This window comes from Frankia tisae (genome assembly GCF_025403405.1).
GTDB lineage: Bacteria > Actinomycetota > Actinomycetes > Frankiales > Frankiaceae > Frankia > Frankia tisai.
Genome location: NZ_JANEZT010000143.1, coordinates 1 through 15,308, shown reverse-complemented (window position 1 = coordinate 15,308; position 15,308 = coordinate 1). Strand labels below are relative to the sequence as shown.

At 71.7% G+C, this 15,308-nt stretch carries 13 protein-coding genes; 5 read left to right on the top strand and 8 right to left on the bottom strand.

Features of this window, described 5'->3' with window-relative positions; all coding sequences use genetic code 11:
- Positions 1-53 precede the first annotated feature (53 nt).
- The 5 genes from NBZ85_RS15310 to NBZ85_RS15290 form a co-directional block, all read right to left on the bottom strand.
- On the bottom strand, positions 54-512 hold the full coding sequence (locus tag NBZ85_RS15310) for a hypothetical protein (RefSeq protein WP_261557376.1): 459 nt from the start codon (positions 510-512) through the stop codon (positions 54-56).
- Positions 509-2,155 (bottom strand): long-chain-fatty-acid--CoA ligase, encoded by a 1,647-nt coding sequence (locus NBZ85_RS15305; RefSeq protein WP_308205005.1) that lies wholly within the window; start codon positions 2,153-2,155, stop codon positions 509-511. Before NBZ85_RS15305 ends, NBZ85_RS15310 begins: the two co-directional genes overlap by 4 nt.
- A gap of 52 nt (positions 2,156-2,207) precedes the next feature.
- Positions 2,208-3,077 carry a phosphopantetheine-binding protein gene (locus NBZ85_RS15300; protein WP_261557373.1) on the bottom strand — a complete coding sequence of 290 codons (870 nt, stop codon included), beginning with the start codon at positions 3,075-3,077 and terminating at the stop codon, positions 2,208-2,210.
- 142 nt (positions 3,078-3,219) lie between these two features.
- Positions 3,220-4,626 carry a proline--tRNA ligase gene (proS, locus tag NBZ85_RS15295; RefSeq protein WP_261557372.1) on the bottom strand — a complete coding sequence of 469 codons (1,407 nt, stop codon included), beginning with the start codon at positions 4,624-4,626 and terminating at the stop codon, positions 3,220-3,222.
- A gap of 130 nt (positions 4,627-4,756) precedes the next feature.
- Positions 4,757-5,083 carry a hypothetical protein gene (locus NBZ85_RS15290; RefSeq protein ID WP_261557371.1) on the bottom strand — a complete coding sequence of 109 codons (327 nt, stop codon included), beginning with the start codon at positions 5,081-5,083 and terminating at the stop codon, positions 4,757-4,759.
- A gap of 1,050 nt (positions 5,084-6,133) precedes the next feature.
- Between NBZ85_RS15290 and pstS the strand changes: the two genes are divergently transcribed.
- The 5 genes from pstS (at position 6,134) to NBZ85_RS15265 (ending at position 11,158) form a co-directional block, all read left to right on the top strand.
- Positions 6,134-7,204, top strand: coding sequence for a phosphate ABC transporter substrate-binding protein PstS (pstS, locus tag NBZ85_RS15285; RefSeq protein ID WP_261557379.1), 1,071 nt, complete (start codon positions 6,134-6,136; stop codon positions 7,202-7,204).
- Positions 7,205-7,433: 229 nt separating this feature from the next.
- Positions 7,434-8,477 carry a phosphate ABC transporter permease subunit PstC gene (gene pstC / locus NBZ85_RS15280; RefSeq protein ID WP_261562097.1) on the top strand — a complete coding sequence of 348 codons (1,044 nt, stop codon included), beginning with the start codon at positions 7,434-7,436 and terminating at the stop codon, positions 8,475-8,477.
- Positions 8,474-9,541 carry a phosphate ABC transporter permease PstA gene (gene pstA / locus NBZ85_RS15275; RefSeq protein WP_261557369.1) on the top strand — a complete coding sequence of 356 codons (1,068 nt, stop codon included), beginning with the start codon at positions 8,474-8,476 and terminating at the stop codon, positions 9,539-9,541. Before pstC ends, pstA begins: the two co-directional genes overlap by 4 nt.
- A gap of 106 nt (positions 9,542-9,647) precedes the next feature.
- Positions 9,648-10,424 carry a phosphate ABC transporter ATP-binding protein PstB gene (gene pstB / locus NBZ85_RS15270; protein ID WP_261557368.1) on the top strand — a complete coding sequence of 259 codons (777 nt, stop codon included), beginning with the start codon at positions 9,648-9,650 and terminating at the stop codon, positions 10,422-10,424.
- Positions 10,421-11,158 (top strand): response regulator transcription factor, encoded by a 738-nt coding sequence (locus NBZ85_RS15265; protein WP_261557378.1) that lies wholly within the window; start codon positions 10,421-10,423, stop codon positions 11,156-11,158. Before pstB ends, NBZ85_RS15265 begins: the two co-directional genes overlap by 4 nt.
- A 36-nt stretch (positions 11,159-11,194) precedes the next feature.
- On the opposite strand, the gene NBZ85_RS15260 is transcribed toward NBZ85_RS15265, so the two are convergent.
- The 3 genes from NBZ85_RS15260 to radA all read right to left on the bottom strand — a co-directional run bounded on the left by NBZ85_RS15260 (position 11,195) and on the right by radA (position 14,850).
- Complete coding sequence (locus NBZ85_RS15260; protein ID WP_261557367.1) at positions 11,195-12,151, bottom strand: HhH-GPD family protein; 957 nt, start codon at positions 12,149-12,151, stop codon at positions 11,195-11,197.
- A 35-nt stretch (positions 12,152-12,186) separates the two neighbouring features.
- Complete coding sequence (gene disA / locus NBZ85_RS15255) at positions 12,187-13,266, bottom strand: DNA integrity scanning diadenylate cyclase DisA (protein WP_261557366.1); 1,080 nt, start codon at positions 13,264-13,266, stop codon at positions 12,187-12,189.
- 129 nt (positions 13,267-13,395) lie between these two features.
- Positions 13,396-14,850 (bottom strand): DNA repair protein RadA, encoded by a 1,455-nt coding sequence (gene radA, locus NBZ85_RS15250; RefSeq protein ID WP_261557365.1) that lies wholly within the window; start codon positions 14,848-14,850, stop codon positions 13,396-13,398.
- Positions 14,851-15,308 lie beyond the last annotated feature (458 nt).

Below are 15,308 nucleotides of genomic sequence, written 5' to 3'. Positions count from 1 at the left end.
CGGTCAAGAAGTCGTACTGGGGCGGCAGCGGGGCGGCCGCCGACGGGGCGGGTTCAGGCCGGTGCCGTGCCGAAGGAGTAGACCGGCCGCGGCGGCGGCCCGAAGAAGGTGCTGATGGTCTCCAGGCGCGGCCGCTCGGTGAAGGTGACGACGTCGAGGCCCATCAGCACGATCTGCCCGATGCCGTTGCGCAGTCCCCACTCCCAGCGGGCGCGGCGGTGGTGCACGTCGACCCCGCTGGTGCGCACCGGACGATGCCCCGGATAGGGCGCGAGGAACTCGCCGATGAGATCGGCGAACTCGATGATGCCGGCGGCCTCACCAAGCGGGTTGGCGTAGGTCACCGCGGGGATGCAGCAGTCGGCGAGCAGCTCGTCGCGCCGGGACACCGCCGGCTCCGCCCAGGCGGCGTAGAGGCCGTCGGCCAGGGCCGCGAGCCGTTCGGCCGTGACGGCGTCGCTGCCCGCCCCGACGCTGTGCGCGTCATGCCGCGCGGCGGGCTGGGTGCTCATGGGGTGAACCTCCGCCTGGCCTCGGCCCGCTGCAGCTTCCCGGAAGGGGTCTTCGGTACCGAGCCCGGGTCGAGCACCAGCACCGCATGCGGGGTCACTCCGAGCGCGGCGCGGATCTCCGCGGCGACCGCGCTCTTCAGCGCTTCGGGATCGGCCCCTCGGGTCTCGACGGCCACGGCGAGGCCCTCTCCGCCGAGGTGGCCGGGGCGCGGGTAGCCGAACGCGACGATGTTGCCCGCGCGGGCACCGTCCGCCCGAGCCGCGGCCCGCTCGACCTCCTCGGGGTAGATGTTGCGGCCGCCGAGGATGATGACGTCCTTGCGGCGACCGCAGACGACGAGTTCGCCGCCGGTGAGGTAGCCGAGGTCGCCGGTGGCCAACCAGCCGTCGCGGGCGCGCAGGGCCGCCGCCGACTCGGGATCGTCATGGTAGGACGCGGCCACCGAGGTGCCGCGGACCTGGACCTCGCCGACCTTCCGCTCGGGCAGGGCCCCGCCCGCGTCCGGGTCGACCACGCGCACCGACAGACCCGGGATCGGCTCGCCGAGCAGCGGCAGCCGTCTCGTGCGCACGGGGGCGCCGGGGGTGTCGGGGGTGTCGGCGTGCTCGGGCGGTACGAACCGAGCCGCGCCCGCGGCCAGGGCGTCCGCGTCGACCGTGTCGTAGCGCGCCCCGCGTCCCACCGCGGAGAACGTGACCGCGACCGTCGCCTCCGCGAGCCCGTAGGCAGGCATGAAGGCGGCCGGGTGGAAGCCGTGGCCGCCGGCGGCGTCGAGGAAGTCGTCGACGACCGCGGGGTCGATCGGCTCCCCGCCGCACAGCGCGTAGGCCAGGCAGGACAGGTCCAGCCGGGGGCCGGCACGCAGCAGCCGGGCCGCGACGGCATAGGCGGAACCGGGTCCGACCGTGTTGGTGGCACGGTGGTGGGAGATCAGCTGCATCCAGCTCGCCGGCCTGGCCAGGTACTCGGTGGGTGAGGACAGCAGCGCGTCGCAGCGGCCGCAGGCCATCGGCAGGATGAACCCGCCGATAAGCCCCATGTCGTGGGACAGCGGCAGCCAGGACAGCATCCGGCCGTGCACCGCCTCGTGGCTGGTCGCCACCCGGATGCCCTCGACGTTCGCCGCCAGGTTGCCATGGCTGATCCGGGCGATCTTCGGCGCGCCGGTGGTGCCGCTGGTCAGCTGCAGGATTGCGGGGGCGTCCGCGGTCAGCATGGGCGGACGCCACGGGACCGCCGGCGTGGTGCCGACCGCCTCGGCCAGCGCGATGACCCGCCCGGCCCCGCCGGACAGCGCGGGCACGGCGTCCACCCACGGCGCTCCGACCAGCACGAGCGGCTCGCCGAGCGAGTCGAACCGGTCGCGGGTGTCGGCGAGGTACCGGGCCAGGTCGACGGTGCGGGCGGGGGTGGGGGCCATGGTGAGGCTGCCACCGGCGAGCCACGCCGCCATCGCCGCGGTGATCGTCTCCCGCGACGTGTCGGCGAGGATGACCACCGGACGGCCCGGTCCGACCCCGCGCGACTGCAGACCGGCGGCGACGCGGCGGGCGTCCGAGTACAGCTCGGCCCAGCCGACCCGTTGACCGCCGTCCGGCGCGAGGAAGGTCACCGTGTTCGGACCGGTGCTCGCGCGCCTCATGCGATCCAGCAGATAAACCATTGTCGACGCCCTCTCCCGGCGGACGATCCTGTTATCGGGCGTCGCCGTCCGCACTGTCCCGGTAGACGGCGAGAATGAGACGGTCCCAGTAACGGCCGTGATAGAAATCGTGCTTGCGCAGCCGTCCCTCGACTTCGAGCGCCCCGCCGGGCGAGTTCTTCCGGTCCGCCCCCGCGAACTGCGGATAGTTGAACTCCGGCACCTCGAAATACAGCTTCCGGAACGGCCAGATGTCGAAGACGTAACGGACGAACAGGTCCAGTGCCTCGACGGCCAGACCCGAACCGGTGTAGTCGGCCGAGATCGCCGCGCCCACGTAGGCGTACCCCAGGGTGAACTCCGGGTTGTAGCAGATCGCGTGGCCGACCGGCCGAGTCGTTTCGATCGACTCGATCAGGAACTGGGTCAGCACGCCCTGCCACAGCTCCTGCTCGAACTGCGGGTACGACGGCACCGAGCCCCGGTAGCGCCAGCGGAAGCCGATCTCCGGGGTGACCGCGAGCTCGTAGAGGAACGGCGTCGACGCCGGCAGTACCGGCATCAGCCGCAGGAACCGCCCGGCGAACCGCGGCGGCGGCGGCGTGAGTGCATCGGCGGTCGCGGTCGTGGTGCCGGCCGCAGCCGGTACCACGTTCCCCGCGTGGCCGGGGCCCTGCGCCGGGGCGGCCGCGGTGGGTGGGCCGGCCCGGTAGCGGCTGTACAACTCGCCGACCGTCTCGATTTCCAGCCAGTTCGCCTCGGAGAGGTCGACGCCGAGCTCAATCACGTACAGACAGAGTTCCAGGAGCCGGAAGGAATCCAGCCCAAGGTCCTCGTGGAGCCGGCTGTCGCCGGTGACCGGCGAGCCGGCGAGACCCATTTTCCGGGCGATGAGCTGCTCGAATTCGTCTTGTCGGAGCATGCTACCTGTTCTGCGTGCGCGAAAGACGGAATCAAATCTGGACGATTTCGGGCAGTTCGGACATTAGTGACGTTAGCAAACGAGCCGAAGGGCCGCAAAGCCGGATTACCCGTTTCGGCTAACGCCCCTGTGTCACCCGCGGTCAGTAGGAGCGGGCGATCAGGCAGACCAGGTCGTCGGGGTCGCTGCCGGCCGCCGGGATCTCGCCGTCGGGCGTCTGCAGGCAGCGGACGGTCAGAGCCTCCTCGGCGAGGCGCGCCTCGCCCTCCTCGCCGACGAGGCGCCACGGGATCCGGGCGAAGCCGGTCTGTGCCGCCTGCGCGGCGTCCGCGACCGTGGTGACGTCCGCAGTCCGGCTCTCGCGCAGAGCCAGGGCCTCGGCGTACAGGCCGGCCTGCACCTCGTCGAGCAGCGCCGGGACCCGCCCGGCCGCCTCCGCGAGCGGCACCGGCGTCTTCGCCGAGGTGTCCCGGCGGACCAGGGTGACGTTCCCGGCAGCCAGGTCGCGCGGGCCGACCTCGACCCGTACCGGGATGCCCTTGATCTCGGCGTCGGTGACCCGGCGGCCGAAGGAGAGCCCCGGGCGGGCATCGACCTGCACCCGCAGGCCGGCGTCGGTGAGCGCCGCGCCGATCTCGCGGGCCTTCGCGACGACGGCCTCGTCGTCGCGCACCGGCAACACCACGACCTGGGTCGGCGCGAGCCGGGGCGGGATGCGCAGGCCGTTGTCGTCGCCGTGCGCCATGATCAGGCCGCCGACCATACGGGTCGAGCTGCCCCAGGACGTCGTCCAGGCGAGGTGCTGGGCGCCGTCGGCGCCGACGAAGTCGATGTCGAAGGCGCGGGCGAAGTTCTGCCCCAGCTCGTGGCTGGTCGCCATCTGCAGGGCCTTGCCGTCGCCCATCATGCCCTCGCAGGTCATGGTGTTCGTGGCGCCGGCGAAGCGCTCCTTGCGGGTCTTCACCCCGATGAACACCGGGATGGCGAGCACGTCGGTGAGGAAGTCGCGGTAGACCTCCAGCGCGATCCGGCGGGCGTAGGCGGCGGCGTCGGCCTCGTCGACATGCGCGGTGTGCCCCTCCTGCCAGAGGAACTCGCTGCTGCGCAGGAACAGCCGGGGGCGCAGCTCCCAGCGGACCACGTTGGCCCACTGGTTGAGCAGCAGCGGCAGGTCGCGGTAGCTCTGCGTCCACTTGGCCAGGTACTCGCCGATGATGGTCTCGCTGGTCGGCCGCACGATCACCGGCTCCTCCAGCTCCTTGCCGCCGCCGATGGTGACCACGGCCAGCTCGGGGCTGAAGCCCTCGACGTGCTCGGCCTCCCGGCGCAGATAGCTCTCCGGGATGAACAGCGGGAAGTAGGCGTTGACCGCACCCGCGGCCTTGATCCGGGCGTCCACGTCCGCCTGCATGCGTTCCCAGATCGCGTAGCCGTACGGTCGGATGACCATGGTCCCGCGGACGGGGCCGTTCTCGGCCAGCTCGGCCTTCGCGAGCACGTCCTGGTACCAGCGGGGGAAGTCGGTCGCGCGGGAGGTGAGTACAGCCACCCCGCCACGATATTGCCTGCGCGGCGCCATCGGGGCCACCGGGACAGTCGGGTTGGCGCGGCGCGGGCACCGGCGAGGTGCCGCTCGGGGTGCCCGCGCCGGTTCCCGGGCGGTCGACGGAGGGGCCGGGTCAGCGGTGGTGCAGACCTCGGCTGTGCGGTAGTGGGCCGGCGGCGGACTCGGCCCGCCCGTCCTCGCCGCCGGGAAAGGGCCGGGTGACCTCCTGGAACACCAGCGAGACGTCGACGTCGCCGTGATGGCTGACCAGGCAGGCCGTGGGCGGGAGGAGGATCATGGCGGTCGTCAGGTCGGTTGCGGTGGCTCCTGGCGCCAGGACCAGCTCGTGCCGGATCGCCAGGCCGTCGTGGACGGTGACCACTTCGGCGAGGGAACCGGGCCGTCCGCCGGTGATCGGCCGGGGCTCCGGCAGGAGATCGTCGTTGTCGACGGTGTTCATCTTCTGGCCGTCCTCCTGTATGCGTGTCGGTCCGATGCGTGCGCGTGTGGCCAGCACCGGCCTGGCGGGCGTCGGGCTTTTCTCGAGCCGGGACAACTTCGCTACGTTGCTTTGATGTTTCTCATTGCTACCGTCATGCGAAATCGTTCCCTGCAGTGGGACTGTCGGGTGTTGGCAGGATGCTTTCAGCAACATCGATGTTGCTTGTAAGCAAAGCACAGGAGCGGGTGGAACGCCACCGGCGATCTCCGGGCAGAGCGGACGTCCGGTGACTGGGGGCGCAAGTCCTGATCATCTGCGTAACGCCGCGTGCGGGATGGCCGCTTCGCCGGCTCCGTCCCACTGCGTCGCCGGGCGCAGCGGGCTCCGTCGGGCATGACGCACACCGATGAACATTCGGTATCAGCGGCGCAAGTTTCCCGAGTGGCCAGATGTCGTTTGATGACGTTAAAAGGCCAGAATCCGGCCGGCGGGCCGGCCGGCCCGCCGACGCCTGAGCGGCCGCGCCATCGTGCCGGGCGGGCCGTCCGCCGTCCCGGCTCCCCCGCCATCTTGTCCTTTACTTGTCCGATAGTTGTCCCCGGGTTTGCGGCCGTAGGGGCGGTTCGCGGCCCCCGGTCGGGGGTGCCGGTCGGGGGTGCCGGTCGGCCGCCGCCGGCCGCCGGATGTGGCTCCTGACGGCGGACAATCGCGGGCTGCGAGCCGTTGCCGGGACGACCCGCGGCCCCTCCCGGCGGGCCCGGGTTCGCGCGGTGCCGGGCTGGCGGGCCGCCGCCCGTTGATTACGGAGCGTTCATATTTTGAGTACTCAGTGTTTCGCGTGGGTGGCATCCGGTCTGGTCAACAGGCCATAAATCGTCCGACATGGATGTGTTCCGGTTGGTGACGGGTTGGCGTATGCGCTCGTTCATCCTTCGTTCACTCCGGATCGCTTCGATTCTTGCCGGCACCCCAGTCCGGGGGGCGGACGACATTCGGCGCCGTGAACGGCGCGAGGACGAAGGGTTGCTTGTGATCCGAGGCAAGCGTCAGGCCGCCGTCGGGGCCACGATGGTGGCACTGCTCACCGTGGCGGCGTGCGGAACTGACGACAACAACGACTCCGGCGGCGGGAACGCGGCGCCGTCAACTTCGGCGCACGCGATCTCGTGCGTGAAGGGGTCCATCACGGGCTCCGGCTCGTCCGCGCAGAAGAACGCGATCGACGAGTGGGTCAAGGCCTACCAGAACGCGTGCTCCGGCGCGACGATCAACTACCAGTCGACGGGATCTTCGACCGGTCGCCAGCAGTTCATCAGCAAGCAGATCGCCTTCGCCGGTTCGGACTCCGCGCTGAAGGACAAGCAGAAGACCGACGCGGACGCGCGCTGCACCGGGGGTGCCGCGGCCGACCTGCCGATGGCCGTCGGCCCGGTGGCGCTGATGTACAACCTGTCCGGCGTCGACGGCCTGCAGCTGTCCGCCCAGACCCTGGCGAAGATCTTTGCCGGCAAGATCACCAAGTGGAACGACCCGGCGATCAAGGCTGAGAACAGCGCCGCCTCGCTGCCGGACGCCACGATCGCGTCGGTGCACCGTTCCGACGGTTCCGGCACGACGGACAACTTCACCAAGTTCCTCAAGGGCGCGGGCGGCGCCGACTGGACGTTCGACTCCGGCTCGGACTGGAAGGCCCCCGGTGGCCAGGGCGCCAAGGGTAGCGACGGCGTCACCTCGACCGTGAAGTCCACCGAGAACTCGATCGGGTACGCGGAGCTGTCCTACGCGGAGAACGCCGGGCTGTCGACCGTCAAGGTCAAGAACGCCGCTGGCGAGTACGTCGCGCCGAGTACGGACGGTGCCTCCCTGGGCCTGAGCACCGCCAAGATCGCCGACGGTGACGACCTGAAGCTGACCTTCGACTACGCCACCGCGACGAAGGGCGCCTACCCGGTCTACCTGGTCACCTACGAGATCGCCTGCACCAAGGGTCTCTCGGCCGACCAGGCCGCGCTGGTCAAGTCCTTCCTGACCTACACCGCCTCGGAGGCCGCTCAGTCCTCGATCGGCGACCTCGGCTACGCGCCGCTGCCGGACGCGGTCGCGACGAAGGTCCGCGCGGTCGTCGCCACGCTGGCCTGACCCGCAGCACCACCACGGCCGCCCCGAGCCGGGCCCGGACCATGACACGGTCCGGGACCGGCCGGGGCGGCCCGCACGACCCGACCGGCCCGGCCGGTGCCCGCGGTGGGGCGTACGACTCCACCGCGGGTTCGTCGATCTACGGCGGCCGCGGCACCCACGTCCCGCCGCGCGTGCCGCGTCCGGGAACTTGATCGTCAAGCCCCGTTCGGGCACCAAGGAGAGGACCATGACGACGGAGCCGGACAGCTCGGCGGACGCCGCCGAGCAGCGGGGGGCCGCCACGGCGACGGCCCCGCCGGAAGACCCACCGCCGGCCGGCGGGCCCGCGGTCGTATCCGCGGGCAAGGCCCGGGTCGGGACGGCCGACCTGATCTTCAAGAATCTCACCCGCACGGCTGGCCTCGGGCTGTTGGCGCTGATCGCCGTGATCGCCATCTTCCTGGTGCTGCGCGCAACCCATGCCCTCAGCGCCAACACCGGGAACTTCCTCACCACCGAGGAGTGGTTCCCCAACGCCTCCCCGCCGAAGTTCGGGGTGGCGGCGACGCTGTACGGCACGGTCGTCTCGGCGGCGGTCGCGATGATCATCGCGGTGCCGGTGGCGGTCGGGATCGCGCTGTTCATCACCGTGTACGCGCCCCGGCAGCTGTCCTCCTTCCTCGGCTACATCGTCGATCTGCTCGCGGCCGTACCGAGCGTCGTCTACGGCCTGTGGGGCCTGCTCGTCCTCGCGCCACACATGAAGGGCATCCAGCTCTGGCTGAACGACTACTTCGGCTGGATCCCGCTGTTCGACGCAGGCTCGGTGGGGCGTTCGCTCTTCGTCGCCTCCGTGGTCCTGGCAATCATGATCCTGCCGATCGTCGCCGCCCTGTCCCGTGAGGTCTTCCTTCAGGTTCCGATCGCGCACCGCGAGGCGGCCCTGGCCCTCGGCGCGACCCGGTGGGAGATGATCAGAATCGCGGTGCTGCCCTACGGCAAGCCCGGAGTGATCAGCGCGTCGATGCTGGGCCTCGGCCGGGCGATGGGCGAGACGATCGCGGTCGCGCTGGTCCTGCCCGCCTCGTTCAACATCTCCGCGCACCTCCTCTCGCCCGCCGGCAACACGATCGCCGCGAACGTGGCGAACGGCTGGGGCGAGGCCAACGGCATCGGCCGCGGCGCGCTCATCGCCTCCGGCCTGGTGCTGTTCATCGTCACGATGATCGTGAACATCATCGCGCGAGCCATCGTCGCGCGCCGCCGCGAGTTCTCCGGGAGCGCCGCATGAGCACCGCGACCGTGTCCGGACCGGCCGTCGACAGTGGCCCAGACCGCCTGCGCCTGCGCGGGCAGAGCCTGCCGCGTTGGGTGCCACTCGCCGTCGCCGCCGGCGCGGTGGTCGTGTCCCTGCTGATCTACCTGCTCACGCCGGTCGACAGCGAGATCCAGATCGTGCTGATGGCCGCGCTCGGATTCGTGATCGCGATGACCGCCCTCTCGACAGCGGTGGAGGGCGGGCGCCGGGCACGGGACCGGTTCGCGACGACGCTCGTCTACACCGCGTTCCTGCTCGCCGTGATCCCGTTGGTCGCGGTGCTGGTCAGCGTGATCGGCAAGGGGGCCGGTCGGCTCGACGCCGGCTTCTTCACCCATTCGATGAACGGCATCGGCGCCCGGGACGTGGGCGGCGGCATCTACCACGCCATCATCGGCACGGTGGAGCAGGTCCTGCTAGCCAGCGTGCTGGCGGTGCCGTTCGGCCTGCTGGTGGCGATCTACCTGGTGGAGTACGGCCGCGGCCGGGTCAGCCGGGTGATCAGCTTCTTCGTCGACGTGCTCACCGGCCTGCCGTCGATCATCGCGGGTCTGTTCATCCTGGCCTTCTGGGTGCTCGCGCTCGACCAGGGCTTCTCCGGGTTCGCGGGCGCGCTCGCGCTCGCCGTGCTGATGATCCCCACAGTGGTGCGCTCCGCCGAGGAGATGCTCAAGCTGGTCCCCAACGAGCTGCGGGAGGCCGGATACGCGCTCGGCGTGCCCCAGTGGCGGACCATCCTGCGGGTGGTTGTGCCCACCGCGCTACCCGGGATCGTGACCGGCGTCATGCTCGCGGTGGCCCGGGTGGCGGGCGAGACCGCCCCAGTGCTGCTTACCGTCTTCGGCACGAACCTCATCAACTCGAACCCGTTCTCGGGTGAGCAGTCGTCCCTGCCGCTGTACATCTACTCGCAGGCCGGTCAGCCGCAGCAGTCCGCGGTCGATCGGGCGTGGGCCGCCGCCCTGGTGCTGATCATCATCATCATGGTGCTGAACCTCGCCGCCCGGCTGTTCGCCGGACGTAGCCGGTTGAAATGACCCAGCCCCGGGCCGGTGGCGTCGCCGCTGCCGTCGCCGGCCCGCACCACCAACGTTTCGTCCGAGCACCGAACAGCGTCCAGACAGATCGTGAGTCGAGGTTGCCATGGCCACCCGCATCGACGTAACCGGGTTGACGGCGTACTACGGCAAGTTCAAGGCCGTAGCCGACGTGAACCTGACCATCGAGCCGAAGAACGTCACCGCATTCATCGGGCCGTCCGGGTGCGGAAAGTCGACGGTGCTGCGCACCCTCAACCGGATGCACGAGGTGCTTCCCGGCGCCCGCGTCGAGGGGAAGGTGCTGCTCGACGGCGAGGACCTCTACGGGGCCGGCACGGATCCGGTGAACGTCCGCCGCACCGTGGGGATGGTCTTCCAGCGGCCGAACCCGTTCCCCACCATGTCCATCTACGAGAACGTGATCGCCGGCCTGAAGCTCAACGGGGTGCGCAAGAAGGCGCTGCTCGACGAGCGGGTGGAGGAGTCGCTGCGCGGCGCGAACCTCTGGGAGGAGGTCAAGGACCGGCTCGGCCGGCCCGGTGCCGGCCTGTCCGGCGGCCAGCAGCAGCGGCTGTGCATCGCGCGGGCGATCGCTGTCGAGCCCCAGGTGCTGCTCATGGACGAGCCCTGCTCGGCGCTCGACCCGATCTCCACCCTCGCCATCGAGGATCTGATCACGAAGCTGAAGTCGAGCTTCACGATCGTCATCGTCACCCACAACATGCAGCAGGCATCCCGGGTCAGTGACACCACCGCGTTCTTCTCCCTGGAGAAGACCGGGGACCCCGGCCGCCTCGTCGAGTTCGACAAGACCTCGAAGATCTTCACCAACCCGACGGAGAAGCGGACCGAGGACTACGTCTCCGGGCGGTTCGGCTGACGGCCGCGGCGCAGGTCAGATCGGCTGGTCAGCCCTCGCTGCTGATCGCGGACTCCGAGGTCGACGACGAGATGCTCGACGCCATCGCCGGCGGCGGGGTCGAGGTGAGCGTGGTGGCCGACGGCGCGCGGGCCCTGCTGGAAATCGGTCTCCAGCACCCCACCGCCCTGCTGATCAGCGCCCGGCTGCCGGTCGTCGACGGGGTCACCGTCGTGCGGACGGTACGCAGCGTCCCCGGCCACGATGCTATGCCGATCCTGCTCGCGGTCGGTCCCGACGACCGGCCGGCCGCCGCGGCCGGCCTGGACGCGGGCGCGAGCGCCTGCGTGGGCAAACCGTACCGGGTGCCGGAGGTGCTCGCGATGGTCGGTGTGATCGGGGCGGGGCGACCCGGCGCGCACCAGCCCCGGCTGGTCGGGGACGACGTCCTGCGCGGCGGGCCGGTGCTGCTGGACCGGGCGGCCCACGAGGTCCGCTTCGACGGCGCGATCGTGTCGGTCCCGCCACGGGAGTTCCGGCTGCTCGCGCTGCTGTTGGAGCAGGCCGGGCGGGTGGTCCCGCGGGAGACCCTGCTGCGGGAGGTCTGGGGCTCGGCCCATACCGAGACCAACACCCTCGCGGTGCACGTGCGCCGACTGCGCCGCCGTCTCGGCGAGGCCGCCGGCGAGCCGACGATCATCGAGAGCATCCGCGGGGTCGGCTACCGGTTCCGTGCCGCGCCCGACCTCACCTGAGGTGAACCCCGGGACTGAGGTGGACCCCGCGACGGGTCAGCCTGGCAGGGCGTAGACGCCGGGGGCGACGCGGACGATCAGGCCGTCGTCGATCAGCCCGGCCAGCGCGCGGTCCCGCTGGACCGGGTCGCCCCAGACCTGGTCGAGGAGGTCCTGGCCGACCACCTGCTCGGCGTCGCGCAGGACGGCCAGTAGCCGGCCGCGGACCTGGCGGTCGGTGCCGGCGTAGCCCTGGGGCCGGCGAGCAGGGCCAGTCCCGGCCGGGCTGCCCGCCCCCACCCAGGCGCAGCGGTGCAGCAGCGGGCAGGCGGCGCAGCGGGGGGTACGGGCCACGCACACCAGCGCCCCGAGCTCCATCAGCGCGGCGCTGGTCATGGCGGCCGTCTCGGGGTCGGCCGGCAGCAGCTCGGCGACGGCGGCCAGGTCGTGGCGGCTGACGGTGGCCGGCGGGTCAGCCCGGCCCTCCACGGCGCGGGCGAACAGCCGGCGCACGTTCACGTCGACGACCGGGTGGCGCTGGCGGAAGGCGAACGCGGCGACCGCGCGGGCCGTGTAGGTCCCGATTCCGGGCAGGGCGAGCAGCGCATCGAGGTCCGCCGGGATCTCGCCGCCGTGCCGCTCGACGATGGCCGTCGCGGCCTGGTGCAGCCTTAGCGCCCGGCGGGGGTAGCCCAGCCGGCCCCAGGCCCGCACCGCCTCGCCGGCGGGCTGCGCGGCCAGTGCCGCCGGGGTCGGCCACCGGTCCAGCCAGGCCTCCCAGACCGGTAGCACCCGGGCGACCGGGGTCTGCTGCAGCATGACCTCGCTGACCAGTACCGCCCACGGCGTCGTCCCGGGGCGCCGCCAGGGCAGCTCCCGGGCGGCGGCGGCGAACCAGCCGAGCACCAGTCCGCCGAGCGTCTCCGGCCCGGCCGGCGCCTGGGCCGAGATCGGGCCCGCAGTCAAGGCCGGGGGACCGGCGACGGTCCGCGGTGCGCTGGTCATCCAGGCCATCGTGCCAGGCCCGCCGGTGGCGGGCGCGGGGCGGGTCAGACGTAGCGTTCCAGGATGCTCGACTCGGCCAGCCGCGACAGGCCCTCGCGCACGGCGCGGGCCCTGGTCTCGCCGACGCCGTCGACGGTCTGCAGGTCGTCGACCCCGGCGGCGAGCAGCTTCTGGAGCGTGCCGAAGTGGTCGACGAGCCGGTCGACCACCATCCGCGGCAGCCTGGGCACCTTGGCCAGCATGCGGTAGCCGCGCGGGCTGATCTGCCGGTCGAGGATGTCCGCCCCGCCGGAGAAGCCGATCACCCGGGCGAGCACGGTGAGGTCGAGCAGGTCGGTCGGTGACATCGCCGAAAGCTCGGCGAGGACCTGTGCGGCCGACCCCGCCTTCGACCCGGCGGGCAGGTAGTCGCGCACGGTGAGTTCGCGCTCGGTCTCGACGCCGGCCATCAGCTCCTCGAGCTGCAGCGACAGCAGCCGCCCGTCGGTGCCGAGCTCGACGACGTAGCCCTCGATCTCATCGGCGATGCGGCGCACCATCTCCAGCCGCTGGCTCACCGAGATCGCGTCCCGGACCGTGACCAGATCCTCGATCTCCAGCGCGGACAGGGTGCCCGCGACCTCGTCGAGGCGGAGCTTGTAACGCTCCAGGGTGGCCAGGGCCTGGTTCGCCCGGGACAGGATGGCGGCCGAGCCGTCGAGCACGTAGCGCCGCCCGGCCACGTAGAGCGCGATGATGTGCATCGACTGGCTGACCGAGATCACGGGGTACTCGGTCTGCTTGGCGACCCGCTCCGCGGTGCGGTGGCGGGTGCCGGACTCCTCGGTGGGCACGGTCGGGTCCGGCACCAGATGCACCGCGGAACGCACGATGCGCTGCAGGTCGGAGGACAGCACGATCGCGCCGTCCATCTTGGCCAGCTCCCGCAGCCGGGTGGCCGAGAACTCGACGTCGAGCTCGAAGCCGCCGGTGCACAAACCCTCGACGACCTTGTCATGGCCGAGCACAATCAGCGCCCCGGTATGCCCGCGAAGGATGCGCTCCAGGCCGTCGCGGAATGGAGTTCCGGGGGCGACCGCGGCCAGTGTCGCCCGGAAGATGTCGTCTCCGGGTGGTCCCGCCATCAGGCTCCCTCAGCTCCTCGGCTCCCCGCTGTTTCCCACCTCTGCCGCGATGCTATCGGGGCGACCGGAGTCGGGGCGGTCAAGCTCTTCATGGGGTAACGAAATTGCTCAAAACCGACATATTTCTGGTTACGCTTCATGCATTCGGGTTATGGCAGCGATCAGATCGGGCACCTCGGTGACTTTCATGCCCTCGGGGGCGGCCCCGGCACCCACGGGTACGAGCGCCTGCCGGAATCCCAGCCGCGCCGCCGCGGCGAGCCGCTGGCGGACCGCACCCACAGCGCGCACCTCCCCGGCGAGCCCCACCTCCCCGACTGCCACGAGATCGGCCGGCAGCGGCCGGTCCCGCGCCGCGCTCACGACCGCGAGCGCCGTCGCCAGATCGGCCGCGGGTTCGGCCAGACGCACGCCGCCGACGGTCGCGGCGTAGACGTCGGCCCGGCCGAACCGGACCTTCGCCCGGCGCTCGACCACGGCGAGAATCATCGCCACCCGGGCCGGATCCAGCCCGGACACCGCCCGCCGGGGCACCTGGGCGGATGTCTCGGCAACGAGGGCCTGCACCTCCGCGACGAGCGGCCGGCGGCCCTCCACCGTCACGGTGACACACGTTCCCGGCACCGCCTCCAGACTGCCCGCTCCCGAGCGGGACAGGAACAGCCCGCTGGGATCGGCAATCCCGTGGATGCCGGAGTCGTCCATCTCGAAACAGCCAACCTCGTCGGCGGGGCCATACCGGTTCTTGCCCGCTCGCACGAGACGAAGCGCGGAGTGCCGCTCACCCTCGAAATGCAGAACCACGTCCACCAGATGTTCCAACAGGCGTGGCCCGGCTACCAGGCCATCCTTTGTCACATGGCCGACAAGTATCGTCGCGAGGCCGAGCGTCTTGGCGGTGCGGATCAGCGCGGCGGTGACCTCGCGCACCTGGGTGACGCCGCCGGCCGCCCCCTCGACCCCGGCCGCGGAAATCGTCTGCACCGAGTCGACCACCAGCAGGGCCGGCGAGACCTCCTCGACGTGGCGAAGCACGGCACCGAGATCCGTCTCGGCGGCGATCCACAGATCCTCGTGGAGGGCGCCCGTCCGCCCCGCTCGCAGCCGCACCTGGGCCGCGGACTCCTCGCCGGTGACGACCAGGGCCCGGGACCCGCCGGCCGCGCTGCGGGCGGCCACCTCCAGCAGCAGCGTGGACTTGCCGACACCCGGCTCCCCGGCGAGCAGGATCACCGCGCCGGGGACGAGACCGCCGCCGAGCACCCTGTCCAGCTCGTCGATACCCGTGCGTCGGCGGTGGGCGGCCGTGATGTCGACGGACATCACCGGCTGCGCCGGCGCCGTGACCTCCGTGGCCACCGCCACCCGCCCCACGCTGCCAAGGCCCGCGGCGCGGCGCGGCGCCGGCGCCTGAGCCTCGAGGGTCCCCCACTCCTGGCAACGCGGGCAGCGCCCGGCCCAGCGGACCGACTCCGTCCCGCAGCCACTGCACCGGAAGCCCGCCGCCGCGCGGCCGGACGCCCGACTGCCGGCCGCCGGCCGAGTGGATGTCATGGGCGCCACGTTAACCGGCCGGTCCGACATGTCGGAGCCAGCCGCGCGTGGGGGCGCCCACAGGTGGCGTCTGACCAGGACCTGGGCCCAGCGACGCCGTACCGGTCGCAATCGGCGCTCAACCGGCCGCAATCGGCGCTCAGGGCGGAATCACCCTTCGATACGCTCCCCGGACGGGAGAGCTCGATGCCCAGGCTGATGGTGGCCCGCGGAGATCGGGTGTAACGGAGATCCCGCCGGGACGTGGCGAGGGCTGACCGGCGGCCGCCGGCCGGGCATCAGCGCGGTGAACGCGCAACCGCCTCCCGGCCCCGGGCGATCTTGGCGTTCCGCGGAACCGTGCCCCATGTCCGGGCGGATCCCCGACCACGTCAATCTTCGCCCAGGCCCGATTGGCGCCGTCTCGCACTCGCCATCCGTCGCCCGCTCAGCCGCCCGCTGTCCACTCGCCGAGCCGCCGAGCCGCCGGCCGATTCCCGACTCCCGCC

Bases quoted from the DNA above. Each gene is read 5' to 3' on its own strand.
- NBZ85_RS15260 (WP_261557367.1), bottom strand. From the start codon at position 12,151: ATGGCCTGGATGACCAGCGCACCGCGGACCGTCGCCGGTCCCCCGGCC.
- radA (WP_261557365.1), bottom strand. From the start codon at position 14,850: ATGTCGGACCGGCCGGTTAACGTGGCGCCCATGACATCCACTCGGCCG.
- NBZ85_RS15300 (WP_261557373.1), bottom strand. From the start codon at position 3,077: ATGCTCCGACAAGACGAATTCGAGCAGCTCATCGCCCGGAAAATGGGT.
- pstB (WP_261557368.1), top strand. From the start codon at position 9,648: ATGGCCACCCGCATCGACGTAACCGGGTTGACGGCGTACTACGGCAAG.
- NBZ85_RS15305 (WP_308205005.1), bottom strand. From the start codon at position 2,155: ATGAGGCGCGCGAGCACCGGTCCGAACACGGTGACCTTCCTCGCGCCG.
- pstC (WP_261562097.1), top strand. From the start codon at position 7,434: ATGACGACGGAGCCGGACAGCTCGGCGGACGCCGCCGAGCAGCGGGGG.
- NBZ85_RS15310 (WP_261557376.1), bottom strand. From the start codon at position 512: ATGAGCACCCAGCCCGCCGCGCGGCATGACGCGCACAGCGTCGGGGCG.
- pstS (WP_261557379.1), top strand. From the start codon at position 6,134: ATGGTGGCACTGCTCACCGTGGCGGCGTGCGGAACTGACGACAACAAC.
- disA (WP_261557366.1), bottom strand. From the start codon at position 13,266: ATGGCGGGACCACCCGGAGACGACATCTTCCGGGCGACACTGGCCGCG.
- pstA (WP_261557369.1), top strand. From the start codon at position 8,474: ATGAGCACCGCGACCGTGTCCGGACCGGCCGTCGACAGTGGCCCAGAC.
- NBZ85_RS15290 (WP_261557371.1), bottom strand. From the start codon at position 5,083: ATGAACACCGTCGACAACGACGATCTCCTGCCGGAGCCCCGGCCGATC.